The sequence below is a fragment of the Tengunoibacter tsumagoiensis genome (genome assembly GCF_003967535.1).
Lineage (GTDB): Bacteria > Chloroflexota > Ktedonobacteria > Ktedonobacterales > Ktedonobacteraceae > Tengunoibacter > Tengunoibacter tsumagoiensis.
Genome location: NZ_BIFR01000002.1, coordinates 811,207 through 826,875, shown reverse-complemented (window position 1 = coordinate 826,875; position 15,669 = coordinate 811,207). Strand labels below are relative to the sequence as shown.

The window sequence follows — 15,669 nt, the reverse complement described above, 5'->3', positions numbered from 1 at the left end:
TTTTTACAAAGTAGGTATGAATCTAGTACAAAGACAATGGAGAGGTAGAAGACACACTCTCGCGTTAGAGATGTGTTTTACCATTACAAGGGCCAGGGACCCTCATCAGAGCTTACGCCAGGCGCAACAACAAAAATCGCTGCATTTGCATGGGTGACAAAGAAAACCTCTTCTTTAATCAGACAGAAACAGAGGGTGAGAGCAACGAGAGTAAACAGCAAGATGGATAATCGACGTTTCATTGTTTATACTCCTAAAAGCATGAAACCTATTCTCCATTTTATCGCTTCCAATATGGTATGCAGCCTCGCACGAGATAATAGAAGCGAAAAACAGAAAAATATGTTTCTGATAACAATCTTTCCTCAAGACTTATAGTACTCATCTGCTGTTCACATAGGGTTCACGCCTCCAGTAACACTGTTTACAGTCATTTATATATGAGTTTACTTTAGACACTCTTCACATTTTATGTATACAAACATGATAGACCTTCATGCCAATATTCAAGATACAGCATTCCAAGTAGTGTAAAACTGTGATAGATCGGATCATCGGTATGCCCTTGAAAGTAGTTGTCAACATATGTACGAAATGCGTCAGCATTGACATATTCCTGGGCAATAAAGCTACCATCGCGCAACTTTTTTTGAATAATAGCACGCAATGGACCAGAGATCCAACTGTGCACTGGAAGAGAGAAGCCTGTTTTCTTTCGGTGAACAAAACGATGAGGGAGTATACGCTCAGCGTAGGTACGCATGACTACTTTTTCACAGTGATCATTGAGCTTCATCCAGGCTGGTAAACTAAAAGCAAACTGGAGGAGATCATGATCCAGGTATGGGACGCGGCCCTCAATTGACCAGTGCATAGAGAGTTTATCCAGTTTCAATAGCAAATCATCGCAGAGCCAACCATGAATATCACCAAGCAACAATGCATTTAAGCGGCGATCTTGTTCAGGCGAAAAGGCATGTTTGGCGAAGTGGCTATCATTGAAAACTCCTCCTTCTTGCAGCCAAAAATCTCCACCCGCCCTTTGCAGTTCCTGCTTGAGAGGAACATCAGGATGATACTGAGCCCTCAACAAAGATTGCTCATCATGGCCCTTAAAGACGTGGCGGCTTTCAGGAAAAAGGGCTGGTTGTTGAAGGAAATGGCGATAGCTGGGATAGCCAGCGAACAGTTCATCACCGCCATCGCCAGCCAGGACGACACGGACGTCTTGACTGGCCTGCTTGAGAAGGAGATAAAGGAGTGGGGCTGCAGCATCCCCCACTGGTTCTTCAAAAGAAGACATGGTGGCAGGGATCGCCTCAAGGTAGTCCTGTGGGCTTACTGCGACGCGGGTATGAGAGACATTGAGCATTGTACAGAGCTCGTGAGCCTGGGCAAATTCCGATACTTGCTCCTGGTCATTTTCGTCAGTAAAATCAATAGTGTAGGCTCGTAGCGAGCCCGTTTGCCGAGCCAGTTGCGCGAGAAGCAAACTGGAGTCGAGACCAGCACTCAATACGATACCTGTTGGCACATCATTCAGACCCTGTAAGCAGGTAGCACGTTCAAACAGCTCGCCAAAACGATTGGCAGCCTGCGCCAGATCATGAATATCCGTAGTTGGCTCGACAGAAAGGTTCCAATAACGACGGATTTGTATGCCAGAGCAGTCATGCTGCAATTCATGCCCGGGGCTCAGTTTATAGATCCCTTCAAAGGGGGTGAAGGGATGAGGGAGAAAACGATAGCGGAAGAATAAACGCAAAGCAGTCGTATTCATCGGTACTCGAGATCGCTGGATGGCCAATAAAGCTCGGAGCTCTGACGCAAAATACCATCGCTCACCAATTTTTGTAACATACAGGGGTTTTACCCCCAAACGATCTCTGACGAGGAAACTTTTTCCACGCTTTTCATCGAGTAAGGCAAAGGCGAAATCCCCTTTCAGATAGCTCCAGGCTTCTGTACCATACTCCTCATAAAGATGGACAATCACTTCAATATCCGATGATGTATGAAAGCGATGCCCGCTGTGTATGAGTTGCTCTCGCAAGGTTCTATAATTATAGATTTCACCATTTCCTATCATAATAATAGAGGCATCTTCATTAAAAATGGGCTGCTGACCCTGCTCATCTCCAACAATAGCCAGCCTGCTAAATCCAAGGCTTCCCTGCTTCCCCTGATAAAAACCTGTGCCATCAGGCCCGCGATGAGATTGAACACCCTTCATTCGTTCAATGTGCTGGCCATCCTCAATCCGAACAGGGCCGATAATACCACAAATACCACACATAAATAATCCTATCTTTCATATGGAATTCTTACAAGAAATCCCTTTTCTACCCATTCAAGGATGCTTCCTTCTGAAATACCGTGTTGCTGTAGGCTTCCAAGAGTGCATGGATGCTCTAACTGTTGGACAATTGATAAAAGTTCTTGATCTGTAGAATAACCATAGCTATAGTCGTTATAGTATCCGCTCTTTGTATTTGAGCACCAGGCAGGTATTTTGATAAGATCATCTTCATTCCATGTATAACGATAGCTTTCCATGATTGGTGATATGACAGTGGTCTGCTCCAGGGTTTGGGCGTAGCGTCTGACCATATCCTTTTCATTATTATGGGTGTTGATATACTCGCGAATCTCTCTGGTATGACTTGCTCCTTCACAGAGAATCTTTCCTAAAAGGAATGCAGCACCTTCAATATCCTGATAGTCCACTTTGAATGAAATCTCTTCAGGCAAAATGGAACGTTGAGCCGCTACACGCGAGATAAGGGCGGGCGTCCCACACAGTTCTGACTCAATCGAGGAATTGCCAAAAGATTCAATAAAATTCCCAATGCAAAGTGTGGCTCTACCCAATGAATAATAGGCAGGCATGTCCTCGACGCCAATCCAGGGATGGATATGAATCAAATCAGCAATATCGCGTTGGTGGGCATAGTCAAGAATATCTTTATAGATGTTCTGAAAAACGTATGATCCTTCCTCGACAACGTTTGAATCTATCCAGCGAGGGATAAGGAGTTTGATTCTACGAAAAAGTGCTGCCGGAATATAGGCTCTAGCTCTTGCAAGAACATCCATAGACTCGTACAACCCTTTTTTGGGATCAGGGCGATGGGGATACAGGACTGGGATAGCATCATCACTCAATTTCAGACGAGAGCGCAATTGTTGGCTGTCCCGCCTCTGAAAAAGATCCATCTGAAACCCATTGGGAATAATGCTTGTCTGTGACCTGATATCTCGAAATGTTGAGAAAATGCTCTCTACACAATTATTAAGATAGGAAGAATTTAGTACGAGATGATCACGACGAAAAGAAAAAGCGCTTGCCAGAGTATCGGGATAGACGAAGTCCCTGAATGAAACTACTGTGGGAATATTAGTGTAGAGAAAATGAAAGGCAAGCTCACTATCATGGATATAAAAAGCATCATGCGTATCAATCGCTTCTGCAAGTGTGCCGATGACATTCGCAAGATTATAAGGTGGAGTGTAATAGGTTTCCGGATAGGTTTGTTTAAAACGGAGGATTGGCCGTACCCATACATTTGGCGCAAGCTGAAAATCGGTATTATTATCGTCACGCCTGGTACAGTATAAAGTCACATCATGTTTTTCTTTTCCTAAATGCATTAATATGGTCCGCAGGGTCCTCTGAGAACCACCATGCACAAATTGGGGAAAAATCGGTCCCATTGAAAAAGCGGCAATCTTCATAGTAGATATCTCCTTTTTCTGAATAGTTCGCAAACAAGTTTCTATTGATGATCAAGTATGTGCTGATACATTTGTATATAATTACGTGCCATAACCTGCACAGAAAAATGAGCTTCAACATGTTCTCGGCAATCATCTGGCTGAATGGTGGGTAGGTGCTGAACAGCCTGGATCATTTCTTCGACTGTGTGAACCACAAATCCTGTTTTCCCATGAGCGACAATTTCGGGGGCGGAGCCTGCATGTAATGCAATGACAGGGGTGCCACAAGCCATTGCTTCCACCATTACATTGCCAAATGGCTCCTCCCACGTGATAGGCATAAGAAAAGCCATCGCCTTCGCAAAAAGCTCTCGTTTTACTGTTTGATCTGCTGGGCCTACCCAGCGAATATGTTGATTGTCAATATGGGGCTTGACGTGCGTGAGGAAATAGTCCTGAGCATATGCTGGAACGACTCCAGCCATAATAAGAGGAATACCCGTCTCCTTCGCAATCCGAATGGCTTTATCTGGTCCTTTTTCTTCTGTCATGCGTCCGAGAAACAGGAGAAAAGGTTCTTTTTGTTTCTGAAAAGGAAATTGCGCGATCTGTCTTCCGTTGTAAATGGTCCCAGCCCAATGCAGATATGGAACAACCTGGCGCAGTCTATTACTGACTGCAATAAACTGTAAACGCCTGTATTCCTGGACTGTCAGCGCCTGTATAGTCTTTTTCAGACGCTCATCTCCCAGCCAGCCCATTCGCGTAACCTGAGGATGCTTGAGTTGGGTACAGAGCGGAATACAGTAATTGGTTTCGTGGTTACTAACAATGTCGAAGTCATGAGCATTGGCAAAAGCAATAGCGGCTTGCGCGTGGCGGCGAGCAAAATGTCCCCGCTGCTCTTGATTATATTCACCAACCCCTTCTTCAAGTTCGTACGCTAGCTTCGCGCTTGTGTGCGAATTGGCGGTCGCAAAAAGCGTCACATCATGACCCAGTTGCTTCAATTCTTCCGTCAAATCACTGACGAGTTGCTCCACAGGTCCATAGATAGACGGCGGCGTACTCCCCCAGCTACTCGCAATTTGCAGAATTTTCATGTTACCCTCTAAGTTATGAATTAAATGCCAAAACCGATAGCTTCATTTGCTGCTTTTCTAATGATAATTGTGAAACGCCAGCAGTGGCGATCCTGTCAAAATCACCAAGTGTTATCTCTCCTTGAAGAAAATGAATAAAATTTTGCGCTGCGGCATCAGGATGCTTCGCTACAAATTGAGCAAAACTATACGCCATTTGTTCACGATAAAAGCCATCAGGACGAGCATGCGCAAGATGATAATTCGTTGCCTGTGGGACGTACCAGAATGAGGCACCTTGCTGATAAAGGCGGTAGCCTAACTCAAAATGTTCAAAACCCCAGCCGGTAAACGTTTGGTCGAAGCCAGCGCTGGCTTCAAGGAGTTCCCGACGTACTGAGAGATTGCCAATCAGACACATCGCCCAGGGAGCTCCGAGTTGACAACACCCTGTGTCGTCAAGGGTCTGTTTGATGAGTTTCCAGTAACGATAGGGTCGTGAAAGGCGGAGCAGACCGGTATAGTTGCTTTTCATCTCCTCCCTAAGAAGAGGAATTTTCTCCTCAAGGTGAGAAAAATAGAACTCCTGAATATCGCCAATACCCACAGCCCGGTTCTGTCGTTCATGAAAGGTTCTATGAGCTCTGATCCAGGTATTTTCCAGCGGGCGATCCGCATCAGTAAACAGTATCAACGGATAGCTGCTCATTGCTATTCCTGCATTCCTGGCTGCGGCCCGGCCCGCTCGTTGTTGAAAACAGCTTTTAAGCGGGAGCAAATTGGCAAAATCACGCAGAACTGTAGGCGTTTCATCCTCTGAACCATCATCAATCACAATGACTTCAAAGAGATCATCAGCTCCAACTTGCTGATGGCAGAGGCTTTGTAGTGTCATTGCGAGACGTGATGCCTGGTTATAGGTTGGAATAATCACACTCACCCCTTCACTGCTCATCATGTTCTCCTTTCTTCATGGATGACTATCTGCACACTTTTTCCAACAGGTTGAGAGCAGACAGCATCATTTTATGAAGCCACTATTTTACATTCGATACACTTTCAGTAATCTGTCGCCGCCGTTGTACTTTGCCCGAAGGTGTATGGGCAAGCGCGGTACAAATCGCGATGTGGCGAGGAATCTTATATGCCGCCAAATGGAGTTGACAGTACGCACGAATAGACTGTTCTTCCAAATATTGACCAGCAACGGGAACAACGCTAGCAACAGGAATACATCCCAGACGCTCGTCAGTCTGACCCTGAACCAACGCTTCAGCAATGGCGGGGTGGTTCAATAACACTTGCTCAATTTCTAAGGGATAAACTTTTTGCCCACCACAATTAATGAGGTCATCTATTCTTCCCTGCAGGTAAATAAACCCTTGTTCATCAATATAAGCAAGGTCGCCTGTGTGTAAACCAGGAGCTCTCAGGGCTTTTTTTGTCTCTACTGGATTACCATAATATGTACGCATGACATTTTCACCACAAACGATCAGCTCTCCAATCTGCCCCAAGGGTACAGGTTGGTCGTTAGCATCAACAATACAGACCTTCACATGAGGAATGGATCTACCAACGGACCGGCTATGTTGGTGGAGTTCATGTGGCAGAAGTGCGGAGACACGTGGGGCCGCCTCCGTTAGCCCATAGGCATGATAGATGCCACAATGGGGCAAGTTTGCGGATAGATCGAGAAGAAGTTGAGAAGCGACAGGAGAACCACTTACAGAAAGGGCGCGTAAAAGCAGAGACTGCTCGCTGCCTGGCGTTATAACAGACAACAATTCTCGCGCCATTGCTGGCACTATACAGGACATGGTACACTCCTCACGCTGTATTACTGCGAGGGTTCCTCGTGCCGTCAGCCATGGACTGAGCACAATGCTTCCTTGAGCTTGTAGAAGAGAGAGAACTTCTATCAGGGTTGACGAGTGGATCATTGGTTTACTTACCAGCAAACGATCTTGCTGAGTAATATGCATATACTGAATCAGAGAGGCTTGATTGATCAACAAGTTCCGATGGGTTAACACAATCGCCTTAGGACGACCAGTCGTTCCTGAAGAACAGAGAATGATTGCATCTCCTGGCTCGCTTTTGTTCGTTTCATCGTGCTCTTCTTTTCTCTCACGGGTGTGGAGAAGCGTTAAAACAGGCTTATCATTGTGTTCTTCGATAAGCAAAATACGCTGTAGCCTCGCATCACGCGCAAAAATTTCCTGTCCTTTCTGCATGAACGCAGCAGGGACGATAATAGTAGAAACATCGCAGAGCTCACAATGCATGCTCCATTCCTCAGATGGAGCTCCTGCATGCAGAGGCACACCAACGGCATCGCTCATTCCAATGGCATAGAGAAGTTCGACAAAGTGGCTTGTGCCAACATCTGCCCAGGCAATTTTTTCTAAGGGACGAATATTGTGCTTTTGAAGCTCAATATGGAGAGCTTCTATACGCTTAGATAACGCACTATATGTAAGCCGTCTCCCAGGAGCGATAATTGCTTCGCGTTCAGGACAGATGCTGGCAGCAGAGAAGATAGCATCACTGATCAAGGTACTTGTATGCTGATCACTTTTCATAGTACGCTCTCACATTCTTTCTGTATCCATGCGCAGGTTTGTTCCACAATAAAATCGCAGTTGTAAGGATTAGTGAGATAGCTATCCTCAAATGGAAGAGCTATACTTTGCTGATGAGCCAGAAAAGCCAGGGCATTTTGATCCTGAGGATGAAACTCCAGGAGAGAGCCAGTATGGTTGCGCAAAAGTTTTTTTGCATCTATATCTGCAATATCATTGAGCAATTGCTCACGGATCACTATTCCCTTGGTTGTATAATGATCAGCGCCCAGCTTACAAAACAGTGTACGCATCGCCCCTCCTCGTTGCCACTGATCACTACGACCTGTGTCAAGCAATACATGAGGCGTGTTATCTTTTTTCTCAATCAGTGTCTGCAACAAAAAATCATCCTTATTAAATGGTGAGGCATATGGCAAAAGCATAATGAGTGATGATTTTGCATACCATTGCCCTATCGTTGCCGCAATCCAGTTTCCAACGCCATGACCAATAAAAAGAAACTCTTCACAGCCTGCGCGCTGCTGCAAGACTTTCACTGCGAGACGAGCACTCTCTATGAGACCTTCAAGAGAACTCTCTTCCATCTCTCCTTCGCTATCTCCCCAACAGGCATAGTCGAACTGCAACACAGGCAAAAAGGTTGGAAGAACGTGAGCGATCCGGGTAAACAGAAATACCGGACCAGCCTTGGTCTCCGCCAATCCAGGAAAAAAGAGAACTCCTTTCGAGCCCTTTTTTGTATCAGTATTACGCAAAATACCAAACTGACGAAGCGATGGATCGCCAAACCAGAATTGTTCTACTGCCATTTTGCATTAACCTTTTCAATGTAGAGAACCTATACCGCTAAAAACAATCTGTGCCAATACTCTAAACACATCAGTGATATGATCATATGAGCAGGAATGCCTGGCTCTCCAGAAAAATACGACTTAATACACGCCTCAAGTTTGGAACGGTGTATATATCGGCTGAGGAATTGCGCGTCTAATAAGAGATCTCTAGCAGTAGACCGCAAGGGGCCCTGCAACCATGCATCGAGTGGAAGCGTAAATCCTGTCTTCTTCCTTTCAACAAGATGGGTAGGAAGATATCGCCGTGCATAGTAACGCATAATATATTTTTCATATTGAGGATGAAGCTTCCAGTTATTGGGTAGTGTCAAGGCAAAATTGATGAGATCGTGATCAAGAAAAGGTACACGACCTTCAACCGACCAACGCATAGTTATCTTGTCCATACGTAACAATAAATTGTCACATAACCAGAAGCGTATATCGTTCTCAAGCATCTTCTGTAAACGCTGATCGTCAGTCTGGAGTTGAGTGAGTTCATGAGGATCAGTCTGAAAGATCCCCTGGGCTTTTACCCATGAGGGGAGACTAGCTTGTTGCCAGGCTCCAACACTGGCGAAGCGGTATTCCGTCTTCAAAAGAGAAGCTTCATAGTCTGGTGAGAGGATCCGGCGTCCATAAAGCTGCTGATGAGGATTGTTGAGAAAACGCCGATAGGCAGGGTAACCAGCAAATAATTCATCTACCCCATCTCCTGCAAGGAGGACACGAACATCTCGATGAGCACGTTGTAATACTAAATAGAGCAGGGTATTCGCAGGGTCGGCGGTAAACTCTTCAGTACAGGCAATAGTGGCAGGCAAAGCTTCAGCATACTCTTGGGGTGTTATTGGTACGCGAACATGGGTAGCTCCTACAGTCTCACACATTTCGTGTGCAAGCGAAAACTCTGACACTCCCTGGTGATCAAAGGCCTGTTCAAAATCAACGGTATAAGCATAGAACGGAGGCCTGGATTTCTCTGCCATGTGCGACAACAGGACATTTGAATCAATACCACCACTGAGCAGTATGCCTGTTGGTACTTCGTTCACCCCCTGGGCCGCTACTGATGAGCGCACTATCTCATCCAATTGAACACATGCCTCATCAAACGTTCCACTATATCCCTGGCTGCTGCCAGGAATGTGCCAGTATTGCCGATGCTGAACTCCTTCCTGCGTAAAGCATAGTTCACTCCCTGGACTTACTTTATAAATATGCTTAAAAGGGGTTAAAGGGTGGGGCACAAAGCGATACTGAAAAAAGGAGCGTAGTGCATCCTCATTTATGCACCTCAATTCAGGGGCCGCCTGCAAAAGAGGCTGTATTTCGGAAGAAAAGTACCAACGCTGATGCACATTGGCAACATAGAGAGGCTTGACGCCAACACGATCACGAACAAGAAAAGTACGTTTAGCATCTCTATCTATCAGGACGAATGCAAAATCTCCCTTTAGATGCTCCCAGGCGTGACACCCATACTCCTCATAGAGATGAACAATCACCTCAACATCAGAAGAGGTCAAAAATTGATGCTGCTTGTGAAGAAGAAAAGACCGAAGCTGTTTATAGTTGTAAATTTCACCATTGCAAAAAACAACAATACGCTGGTTCTCGCTCATAATTGGCTGCTTTCCCTCTTCACCACCGACAATCGTGAGACGGCGAAATCCAATGCAACCTTGCTCCCAGGCAAACATACTGGCATCATCAGGACCTCTATGAGACTGATGTTCCATCATCCGGAGGACAAGGGAAGTGTCTTGTTCAGTTGGATTTCCTATGATACCGCAAATACCACACATAGAAAACTCCTCGTTATCTGGCTATTATTCATTTGCTTGAAAATGCTTGTTTATCCATCTGGGAACGCTTTCTATCAATTCCCCTTCCCACACCTGTTGGGAAAGCAAATGATCACCACCAGGGATCACAACAAGTTCATGCTCTGTTTGCTGCAAAAAGGCGCGCGTGGCCAATGTTGCCGGATCATTGTCTCCATAGATGCCGAGCAGAGGGATCAAGGGCAAATCATAAGGGCTATGAATCGTCATATGCCGAAAATCGCTGTATAATTGCTTATTGCACCATACGCCCCATGGTGAATCAAAGGCAATGGTTTTTCCAATCTTACGAAGCTTCCTGTTTGTTGGTGCAATTTGAACCAGTTCACGGTCCTCATTCGCCAGCAGGCCGCTCCATAAACAGACGCCTGCAACGGCTGGATGGCAACGAGCAGCAGCGATTACCAATTTGGCCCCCTGGCTTGCTCCAAGCAAAATGAGAGGGCCACCCCATAATGCTCGCCGCTGTACTTCTTCAATCACATACAACAATTGGGAGAGCTGATTGGTGTAGGTCATCATATGGAATGTCCCATCGCTCACACCTGAGGCTTGAAAGTCAATGCGCAAACTGGCAATATCAGAGTGATAGAGATGTCGAGCAAGGCGCACAAACAGTCGTCGTACATCTACACGATTTCCCATCAGCCCATGCACAAAAATCACCCCCGGGACATCCTTGCGTTGTGGGCGATGATGAACACCCAACAGGGTTTCTCCCTGCCACTGAAAGTGAATTGGCTCTTCCATCTGCTATTCTCATCTTCCTTCTACTCAAGAATCCAACATTCTTTTCATTTTTATGGCATAGTACTGTTGTATCCATGCTTCTGTTGTCATATCAGCCTGTTTTCGTAGCTTGCTCTCCCCTACCTGAATAGAAGTCTGGACAGGAATATCAAGATAGTTAATCACTCGTTTGACATTTTCCAATGGATGAGAGACTATTTCTTCGTAAGAAAGCACAAGGGGACTTACCTTACAGCGTTCAAAATACTGTAGCCAATGATCTTCATCGTCCCGGATTTCCTGAAGGAGTTGCTCAATACGGGCAAAATCAAAATATACCTTACTGTGAGGCTCTAGATTATGAGCATCCTTGCCTTCAAGCACCCATACATTTGTTTGTAGAGCTTTCCAATACGAAATAGCCTGACGCACTTTATCGTGACGCGTCAGAAATATATAGCGTAAGTCTGGTAATACTTTTTGCATTAGTTCTGGCACTTCTAGTGCAGCACATCCAGGTAAGTGGCGAAGTTTGTTGACCAGATCCGCATAATAGCCCCACATTACTTTAATACCAAAAACACCGTTAGGAGTAGTCCCCTTGCGGAGAAACGTAGGATAGGGGGAAGGCTGTCCAAAATCACTATCCCAGTAATATGAGGCCGGATTCCCAGCAATGCCGGTTTGTGAGAGGAGGTCACATAATAAGTGGCTTCCAACGCGCCTGGTGGCACATATTATGTAAGATTTTCTGGGAGTAATGTTTGCTTCCACTTTTTATTTGTCCTTTCTTTATGGATACAATAGCCATAATTAAATTATTGTATCCCGCTTATTTGCTTAATTTCTGGTAAAAAATCGTAAAAAGCTGGATGTTCTGGATAGGTAGCATGGAGCAGTACCAGTGCATCACGTTCCGAAGGAGCAAGCGGATTGAGCGGGCTGACAATTCGATAGCGCTGGGGTGAGAGCAAAAGGACTTCATCTCGCTGAATGTAAGGTTGGAGTGTCATTGCAATAGCCCCTTGCTCATCGTGGTACTTCACCATATCCGCGGTTACATTCATTTTCCACCATTGATAGTGAGCAGCAAGATCGTTAGAAAAATCGGCCCTTTGAGCCTGCCCGATAAAACCAGCATTGATAGGTGTAAAGTCAGCTGGGAGTCTATGCCCGAAATTACCATACGGCCAAGTTTCGCGAAAGTGCTCCATGGTCGCCATGAAACGCTGCTTTCTGTTGGAAGAGTCACAAAAAGCTCTGAGCTCAATAGGATCAGCAAGCAAAAACATATCAGCATCTACTTTGAACTCTGAACATTCGCTGTCAAGCCGACAATGCGGAGCCCACTTTTGCCATGTTGCCCCTTTATCAAGATACTCTGGATCTGGCGCTTGATCGAACTGATAGATTTCAGCAGCCACCAGGATGCGGGAAAGTAGATATTCGCGTGCATCAGTAAAAACAATGTACCGCGCTTTATCGCCAAAAAAATGTTGGAAGGTGGCGATACTTTGGCTTAACATACAAGCGTCATACGCTTTTCCCCAGATTGCCCAGCGAAAAATGATCATGATTGCTCTATCTTGCTTTCTAAAGCACTCAAGCTTTCCTCACTATACTTTAAATTTGCCATAAACTTTTGTAACATAGCTTCACCTTTCGTTTGAAGAGAGATGTTTGGATCAAAGCTCAGGGCAACTTCTTTTTCTTTCATATTCGCAACTTTCATCGTATATATTCAAACACCCTGTTATGTAACTTCTTGATTTTCATGATATGATAGATAAAATCGCATTCAGCTGCGATACCATCTTCTAATGATGTACCTGGATGATATCCTAGCAGACGACTGGCCAGTGAAATATCAGCACTGGTATCACGCATATCTCCGGGGGCCTGCGGATAGTAGTGGAGAAGTGCCTTTTTATTGAACTGGCGCTCGATCACTTCAATGGCCTCTCGCAAAGTGACGGGAAAGCCACTGCCTATGTTCAAAACGTTTCCTTCTATATTGGGGGTAGTTGCTGCAAGAATATTTGCAGCAACAATATCATCAATATAGGTAAAATCGCGTGTCTGCAAACCATCGCCATAAATGGAAAGTGGCTGGTCATAAAGCAATGCCATGCTCATGCGGAACAATCCCATATCAGGGCGTTGCCGAGGGCCATAAACAGTAAAGTAGCGCAGCGAAACGGTCGGGACTCGATGTACATGCCAGTACAGGGAACAGAGATGTTCGGCAGCAAGTTTCGTTACCCCATAGGGAGATAGAGGGTGTGTGGGTGCAGTTTCGGCAATTGGTAACGTGGCTGTATTTCCATAAACCGATGAGGACGACGCATAGACAAAACGCTTGAGAGAGGGAATATGCAGAGCAGCCTCTAAAAGCCGCTGGGTTACCGCAACATTATTGGTGAGGTAACTCTGGAAATCTTGTCCCCAGCTTTTTCGTACTCCTGCCTGAGCAGCCAAATGAAAAATCCAGTCGCTACCATACAACAGGTCATCCAGCACACAAGTATTCAGGTCAGCCTCAACTAGATGAAAACGGCTGTATTCTTTGAGAACTTGAATGTTAGACTCTTTGAAAATGCGCGGGTAGAAGTCATTGTACATATCGATCCCAATAACTTCATGTCCCTCTTGTAATAATTTTTCTGCGATCGAAGACCCAATAAAGCCTGCAACTCCTGTGACAATACATTTCATGCTATTCAGCTCCTATACATTTTATTTTTGGCCCACTAGCATATAATTTATTCTAGGAGCTACATCTGGAAGAGAGAGAAGCGCTTTTTCCAATTTGGCGCGATATTGAGGGATAAGGAAAACATCACCAAATTTTCGTGAAATAATAGTCAATATAGCGTCAAGCCCTTGTTCAGATGCTCGTAGTCTAGAGAGATTGAGTTGGCCCTTACAACTGACTAGTTTTACATCACGCAACAGATGTTGTTGTACTAACTGCTCTGCAACTTGTTCCGCTGTAACTAGCGTCGCTCCGGCTCCAAAGACAGTACGTTGTAATTGATACAGTGAGCAATGCTGCGACCAAAGAGTGATAGTCACCATACCGCCAGGCTGCACCAATTGGGTCATTTTACGCAGCATAGCAGGAATATTCTGCATATAGTAGATAGATTGAGATGCGTTAACCACGTCAAAAGTTTGTGAGAATGTTGCTTCCTCAAAACGAGTCTTATATAAATGTGCGTCATCATAGACATGCCTTGTTACAGTCTCAACGCATAAATTAGGATCAAGCCCATGTAAATCAGCACTATAGCCGTTCCATGAGAGTTGAAGAAGCCTTTTCTGGATAGACTCTCCAGTCCCTATCCCTATATCAAGAATACGAAGTGGCTGAGGAATAAAATGGTTTCGTACCTCGTCGACCCACAATTCGCATTCACTTCCAGAAAAAGACTGCTTTAACACATCTAATGCATTATCATACGTTTTCGAGATGGTCATAAAGGACTCCTTTACTTAATGTATGTCTGGATAGCAATTAAAAATTGTTGCGCTACATTTTCTATGGTTGCGGGATAGAAATATTGGGGGCTATATTGGATGAATAGATGAAGCTGTCCGTGAAAGATTTTTGCATAACAATCCAGTGATTGAGCCCCCACCCGAGGACTATTATTCTCTGAATCACTTATATAACCTGGTACAGGTTCCCATAGCAATTCTTTTTCCATCTTATTTGCATCCAATTGACGAATGTAGTTTAACACTACATTCGGGCAATAAGTATCATAAAATGCATTGTTATTCACATTAGCTTCAAACTTTCTCTCATATTCTCCTGAAAAACAAAGAAGTTCTTGGGCGAAACGTAATTGCGGATTTGCCTGCGGAGTATGAATTGGCTGCATGTTTTCTTGAACCGTTATCACTTCTAACAATTTCAACGAGAAAAAGCCAACGGTACGGGTGATATTAACACGGGCTGAGCCAGAATCTCTTCCATGAACAACTACACATATTGGAATAATGGAAATCCCAGACCATTTCGCAAGAGCAAATGCCAGTGCAGTTTGTAAGATATCTAGGGAGCTCACATGGGCATTTTTTTGGGTGACCTCCAAAAAGGATTTCGTCTCAGAGACGCTCAATTGAACGTTAACAGCATCAGTAACTTTTTTCGTCATGTCTCCAAGGGGGTAATCTAATGGCAGGACTTTGAGAAACCCGGTTGAAGGCCATGACTTCTTGTAGAGAATAAGCTTCTCAACATCTGCATTGTATGTATTGGAAGCTACACATGAAGCTAACCACTCTCCCCATGTCTTTAAAGAGGTCGTTTTTTTCGGAAGATGGATGTTCTGGTTTTGCTCTAATTGAGCTAGCGCAGTATACAAATCTTGCAAGATAATTTTGAGTGAAATTCCGTCTGCGATAAGATGGCTTACACTAACGAACAGTGATTGGCTCTTTTTTTCTGCATAATTGACGACAACGCATTTAAACAACGGTCCAGAAGTAATATCCAGTGTATAAACTTCCGAAGCAATTATCGATATGAGGTGCTGATTTTGTTCTTCCTCAGGATAGCAAGAGAGATCCACGAGCCGAAAAGATTGGTTCTCTTCCGGAGGAACAATAGATTGCTTCCATTCACCTCCATCTTTCATAAATCTGGAACGCAGTGCATCATGCTGAAAGGCAATCGCCGAAACCGCTTTTTCTATCTTTTCAGGTTTTATATCATACAAAAGATGAAACTCCCGCACAAGCACAAAAGAATTTGGGGAAGGATTGGTGGTTTGTAAGAGGCACTGTAAAAATTGTGGAATGGGAACCATTCCAGTAATCGCTTCTTGCTCTTGATTTCTATCTGGCAACAAAATATTGCCCATAA

Annotated in this window: 15 protein-coding genes; all 15 read right to left on the bottom strand. The window is 44.7% G+C overall.

What is annotated here, in order from left to right; genetic code table 11:
* Positions 1–83: 83 nt before the first annotated feature.
* The 15 genes from EL628_RS29945 to EL628_RS23625 all read right to left on the bottom strand — a co-directional run bounded on the left by EL628_RS29945 (position 84) and on the right by EL628_RS23625 (position 15,667).
* Positions 84–242, bottom strand: coding sequence for a hypothetical protein (locus tag EL628_RS29945; protein WP_161975716.1), 159 nt, complete (start codon positions 240–242; stop codon positions 84–86).
* Positions 243–469: 227 nt separating this feature from the next.
* Positions 470–2,296, bottom strand: coding sequence for an asparagine synthase (glutamine-hydrolyzing) (asnB, locus tag EL628_RS23685; protein ID WP_126582485.1), 1,827 nt, complete (start codon positions 2,294–2,296; stop codon positions 470–472).
* Between the two features lie 8 nt (positions 2,297–2,304).
* Positions 2,305–3,735, bottom strand: coding sequence for a glycosyltransferase family 4 protein (locus tag EL628_RS23680; protein ID WP_126582484.1), 1,431 nt, complete (start codon positions 3,733–3,735; stop codon positions 2,305–2,307).
* 41 nt (positions 3,736–3,776) lie between these two features.
* Entirely contained in the window at positions 3,777–4,820 is a 1,044-nt protein-coding gene (locus EL628_RS23675) for a glycosyltransferase family 4 protein (RefSeq protein WP_126582483.1), read from the bottom strand.
* A gap of 13 nt (positions 4,821–4,833) precedes the next feature.
* Entirely contained in the window at positions 4,834–5,757 is a 924-nt protein-coding gene (locus EL628_RS23670; protein ID WP_126582482.1) for a glycosyltransferase, read from the bottom strand.
* 79 nt (positions 5,758–5,836) lie between these two features.
* Positions 5,837–7,384, bottom strand: a complete 1,548-nt coding sequence (locus tag EL628_RS23665) for a class I adenylate-forming enzyme family protein (protein ID WP_126582481.1) — start codon at positions 7,382–7,384, stop codon at positions 5,837–5,839.
* Positions 7,381–8,196 carry a hypothetical protein gene (locus tag EL628_RS23660; protein WP_126582480.1) on the bottom strand — a complete coding sequence of 272 codons (816 nt, stop codon included), beginning with the start codon at positions 8,194–8,196 and terminating at the stop codon, positions 7,381–7,383. The genes EL628_RS23665 and EL628_RS23660 overlap by 4 nt, the downstream gene beginning before the upstream one ends.
* 29 nt (positions 8,197–8,225) lie before the next feature.
* On the bottom strand, positions 8,226–10,028 hold the full coding sequence (asnB, locus tag EL628_RS23655; RefSeq protein ID WP_126582479.1) for an asparagine synthase (glutamine-hydrolyzing): 1,803 nt from the start codon (positions 10,026–10,028) through the stop codon (positions 8,226–8,228).
* A 24-nt stretch (positions 10,029–10,052) separates the two neighbouring features.
* Positions 10,053–10,817 (bottom strand): alpha/beta hydrolase, encoded by a 765-nt coding sequence (locus tag EL628_RS23650; protein WP_126582478.1) that lies wholly within the window; start codon positions 10,815–10,817, stop codon positions 10,053–10,055.
* A 24-nt stretch (positions 10,818–10,841) separates the two neighbouring features.
* A complete protein-coding gene (locus EL628_RS23645; RefSeq protein ID WP_126582477.1) occupies positions 10,842–11,570 on the bottom strand; it encodes a Stf0 family sulfotransferase in 729 nt (242 codons plus the stop codon).
* A 44-nt stretch (positions 11,571–11,614) separates the two neighbouring features.
* The gene (locus EL628_RS23640; protein ID WP_126582476.1) at positions 11,615–12,370 is read right to left on the bottom strand and encodes a hypothetical protein; all 756 of its coding nucleotides are present in this window, start codon (positions 12,368–12,370) and stop codon (positions 11,615–11,617) included.
* Positions 12,367–12,513, bottom strand: a complete 147-nt coding sequence (locus EL628_RS29940; protein WP_161975715.1) for a hypothetical protein — start codon at positions 12,511–12,513, stop codon at positions 12,367–12,369. The genes EL628_RS23640 and EL628_RS29940 overlap by 4 nt, the downstream gene beginning before the upstream one ends.
* 11 nt (positions 12,514–12,524) lie before the next feature.
* The gene (locus EL628_RS23635; RefSeq protein WP_126582475.1) at positions 12,525–13,511 is read right to left on the bottom strand and encodes an NAD-dependent epimerase/dehydratase family protein; all 987 of its coding nucleotides are present in this window, start codon (positions 13,509–13,511) and stop codon (positions 12,525–12,527) included.
* A gap of 21 nt (positions 13,512–13,532) precedes the next feature.
* Positions 13,533–14,276, bottom strand: a complete 744-nt coding sequence (locus EL628_RS23630; RefSeq protein ID WP_126582474.1) for a class I SAM-dependent methyltransferase — start codon at positions 14,274–14,276, stop codon at positions 13,533–13,535.
* An 11-nt stretch (positions 14,277–14,287) separates the two neighbouring features.
* A complete protein-coding gene (locus EL628_RS23625; RefSeq protein ID WP_161975714.1) occupies positions 14,288–15,667 on the bottom strand; it encodes a condensation domain-containing protein in 1,380 nt (459 codons plus the stop codon).
* Between the last annotated feature and the right edge of the window lie 2 nt (positions 15,668–15,669).

Excerpts from the sequence above, each read along its gene's own strand:
- EL628_RS29945 (WP_161975716.1), bottom strand. The coding sequence starts at position 242 with ATGAAACGTCGATTATCCATCTTGCTGTTTACTCTCGTTGCTCTCACC.
- asnB (WP_126582485.1), bottom strand. The coding sequence starts at position 2,296 with ATGTGTGGTATTTGTGGTATTATCGGCCCTGTTCGGATTGAGGATGGC.
- EL628_RS23680 (WP_126582484.1), bottom strand. The coding sequence starts at position 3,735 with ATGAAGATTGCCGCTTTTTCAATGGGACCGATTTTTCCCCAATTTGTG.
- EL628_RS23675 (WP_126582483.1), bottom strand. The coding sequence starts at position 4,820 with ATGAAAATTCTGCAAATTGCGAGTAGCTGGGGGAGTACGCCGCCGTCT.
- EL628_RS23670 (WP_126582482.1), bottom strand. The coding sequence starts at position 5,757 with ATGATGAGCAGTGAAGGGGTGAGTGTGATTATTCCAACCTATAACCAG.
- EL628_RS23665 (WP_126582481.1), bottom strand. The coding sequence starts at position 7,384 with ATGAAAAGTGATCAGCATACAAGTACCTTGATCAGTGATGCTATCTTC.
- EL628_RS23660 (WP_126582480.1), bottom strand. The coding sequence starts at position 8,196 with ATGGCAGTAGAACAATTCTGGTTTGGCGATCCATCGCTTCGTCAGTTT.
- asnB (WP_126582479.1), bottom strand. The coding sequence starts at position 10,028 with ATGTGTGGTATTTGCGGTATCATAGGAAATCCAACTGAACAAGACACT.
- EL628_RS23650 (WP_126582478.1), bottom strand. The coding sequence starts at position 10,817 with ATGGAAGAGCCAATTCACTTTCAGTGGCAGGGAGAAACCCTGTTGGGT.
- EL628_RS23640 (WP_126582476.1), bottom strand. The coding sequence starts at position 12,370 with ATGATCATTTTTCGCTGGGCAATCTGGGGAAAAGCGTATGACGCTTGT.
- EL628_RS29940 (WP_161975715.1), bottom strand. The coding sequence starts at position 12,513 with ATGAAAGAAAAAGAAGTTGCCCTGAGCTTTGATCCAAACATCTCTCTT.
- EL628_RS23635 (WP_126582475.1), bottom strand. The coding sequence starts at position 13,511 with ATGAAATGTATTGTCACAGGAGTTGCAGGCTTTATTGGGTCTTCGATC.
- EL628_RS23630 (WP_126582474.1), bottom strand. The coding sequence starts at position 14,276 with ATGACCATCTCGAAAACGTATGATAATGCATTAGATGTGTTAAAGCAG.
- EL628_RS23625 (WP_161975714.1), bottom strand. The coding sequence starts at position 15,667 with ATGGGCAATATTTTGTTGCCAGATAGAAATCAAGAGCAAGAAGCGATT.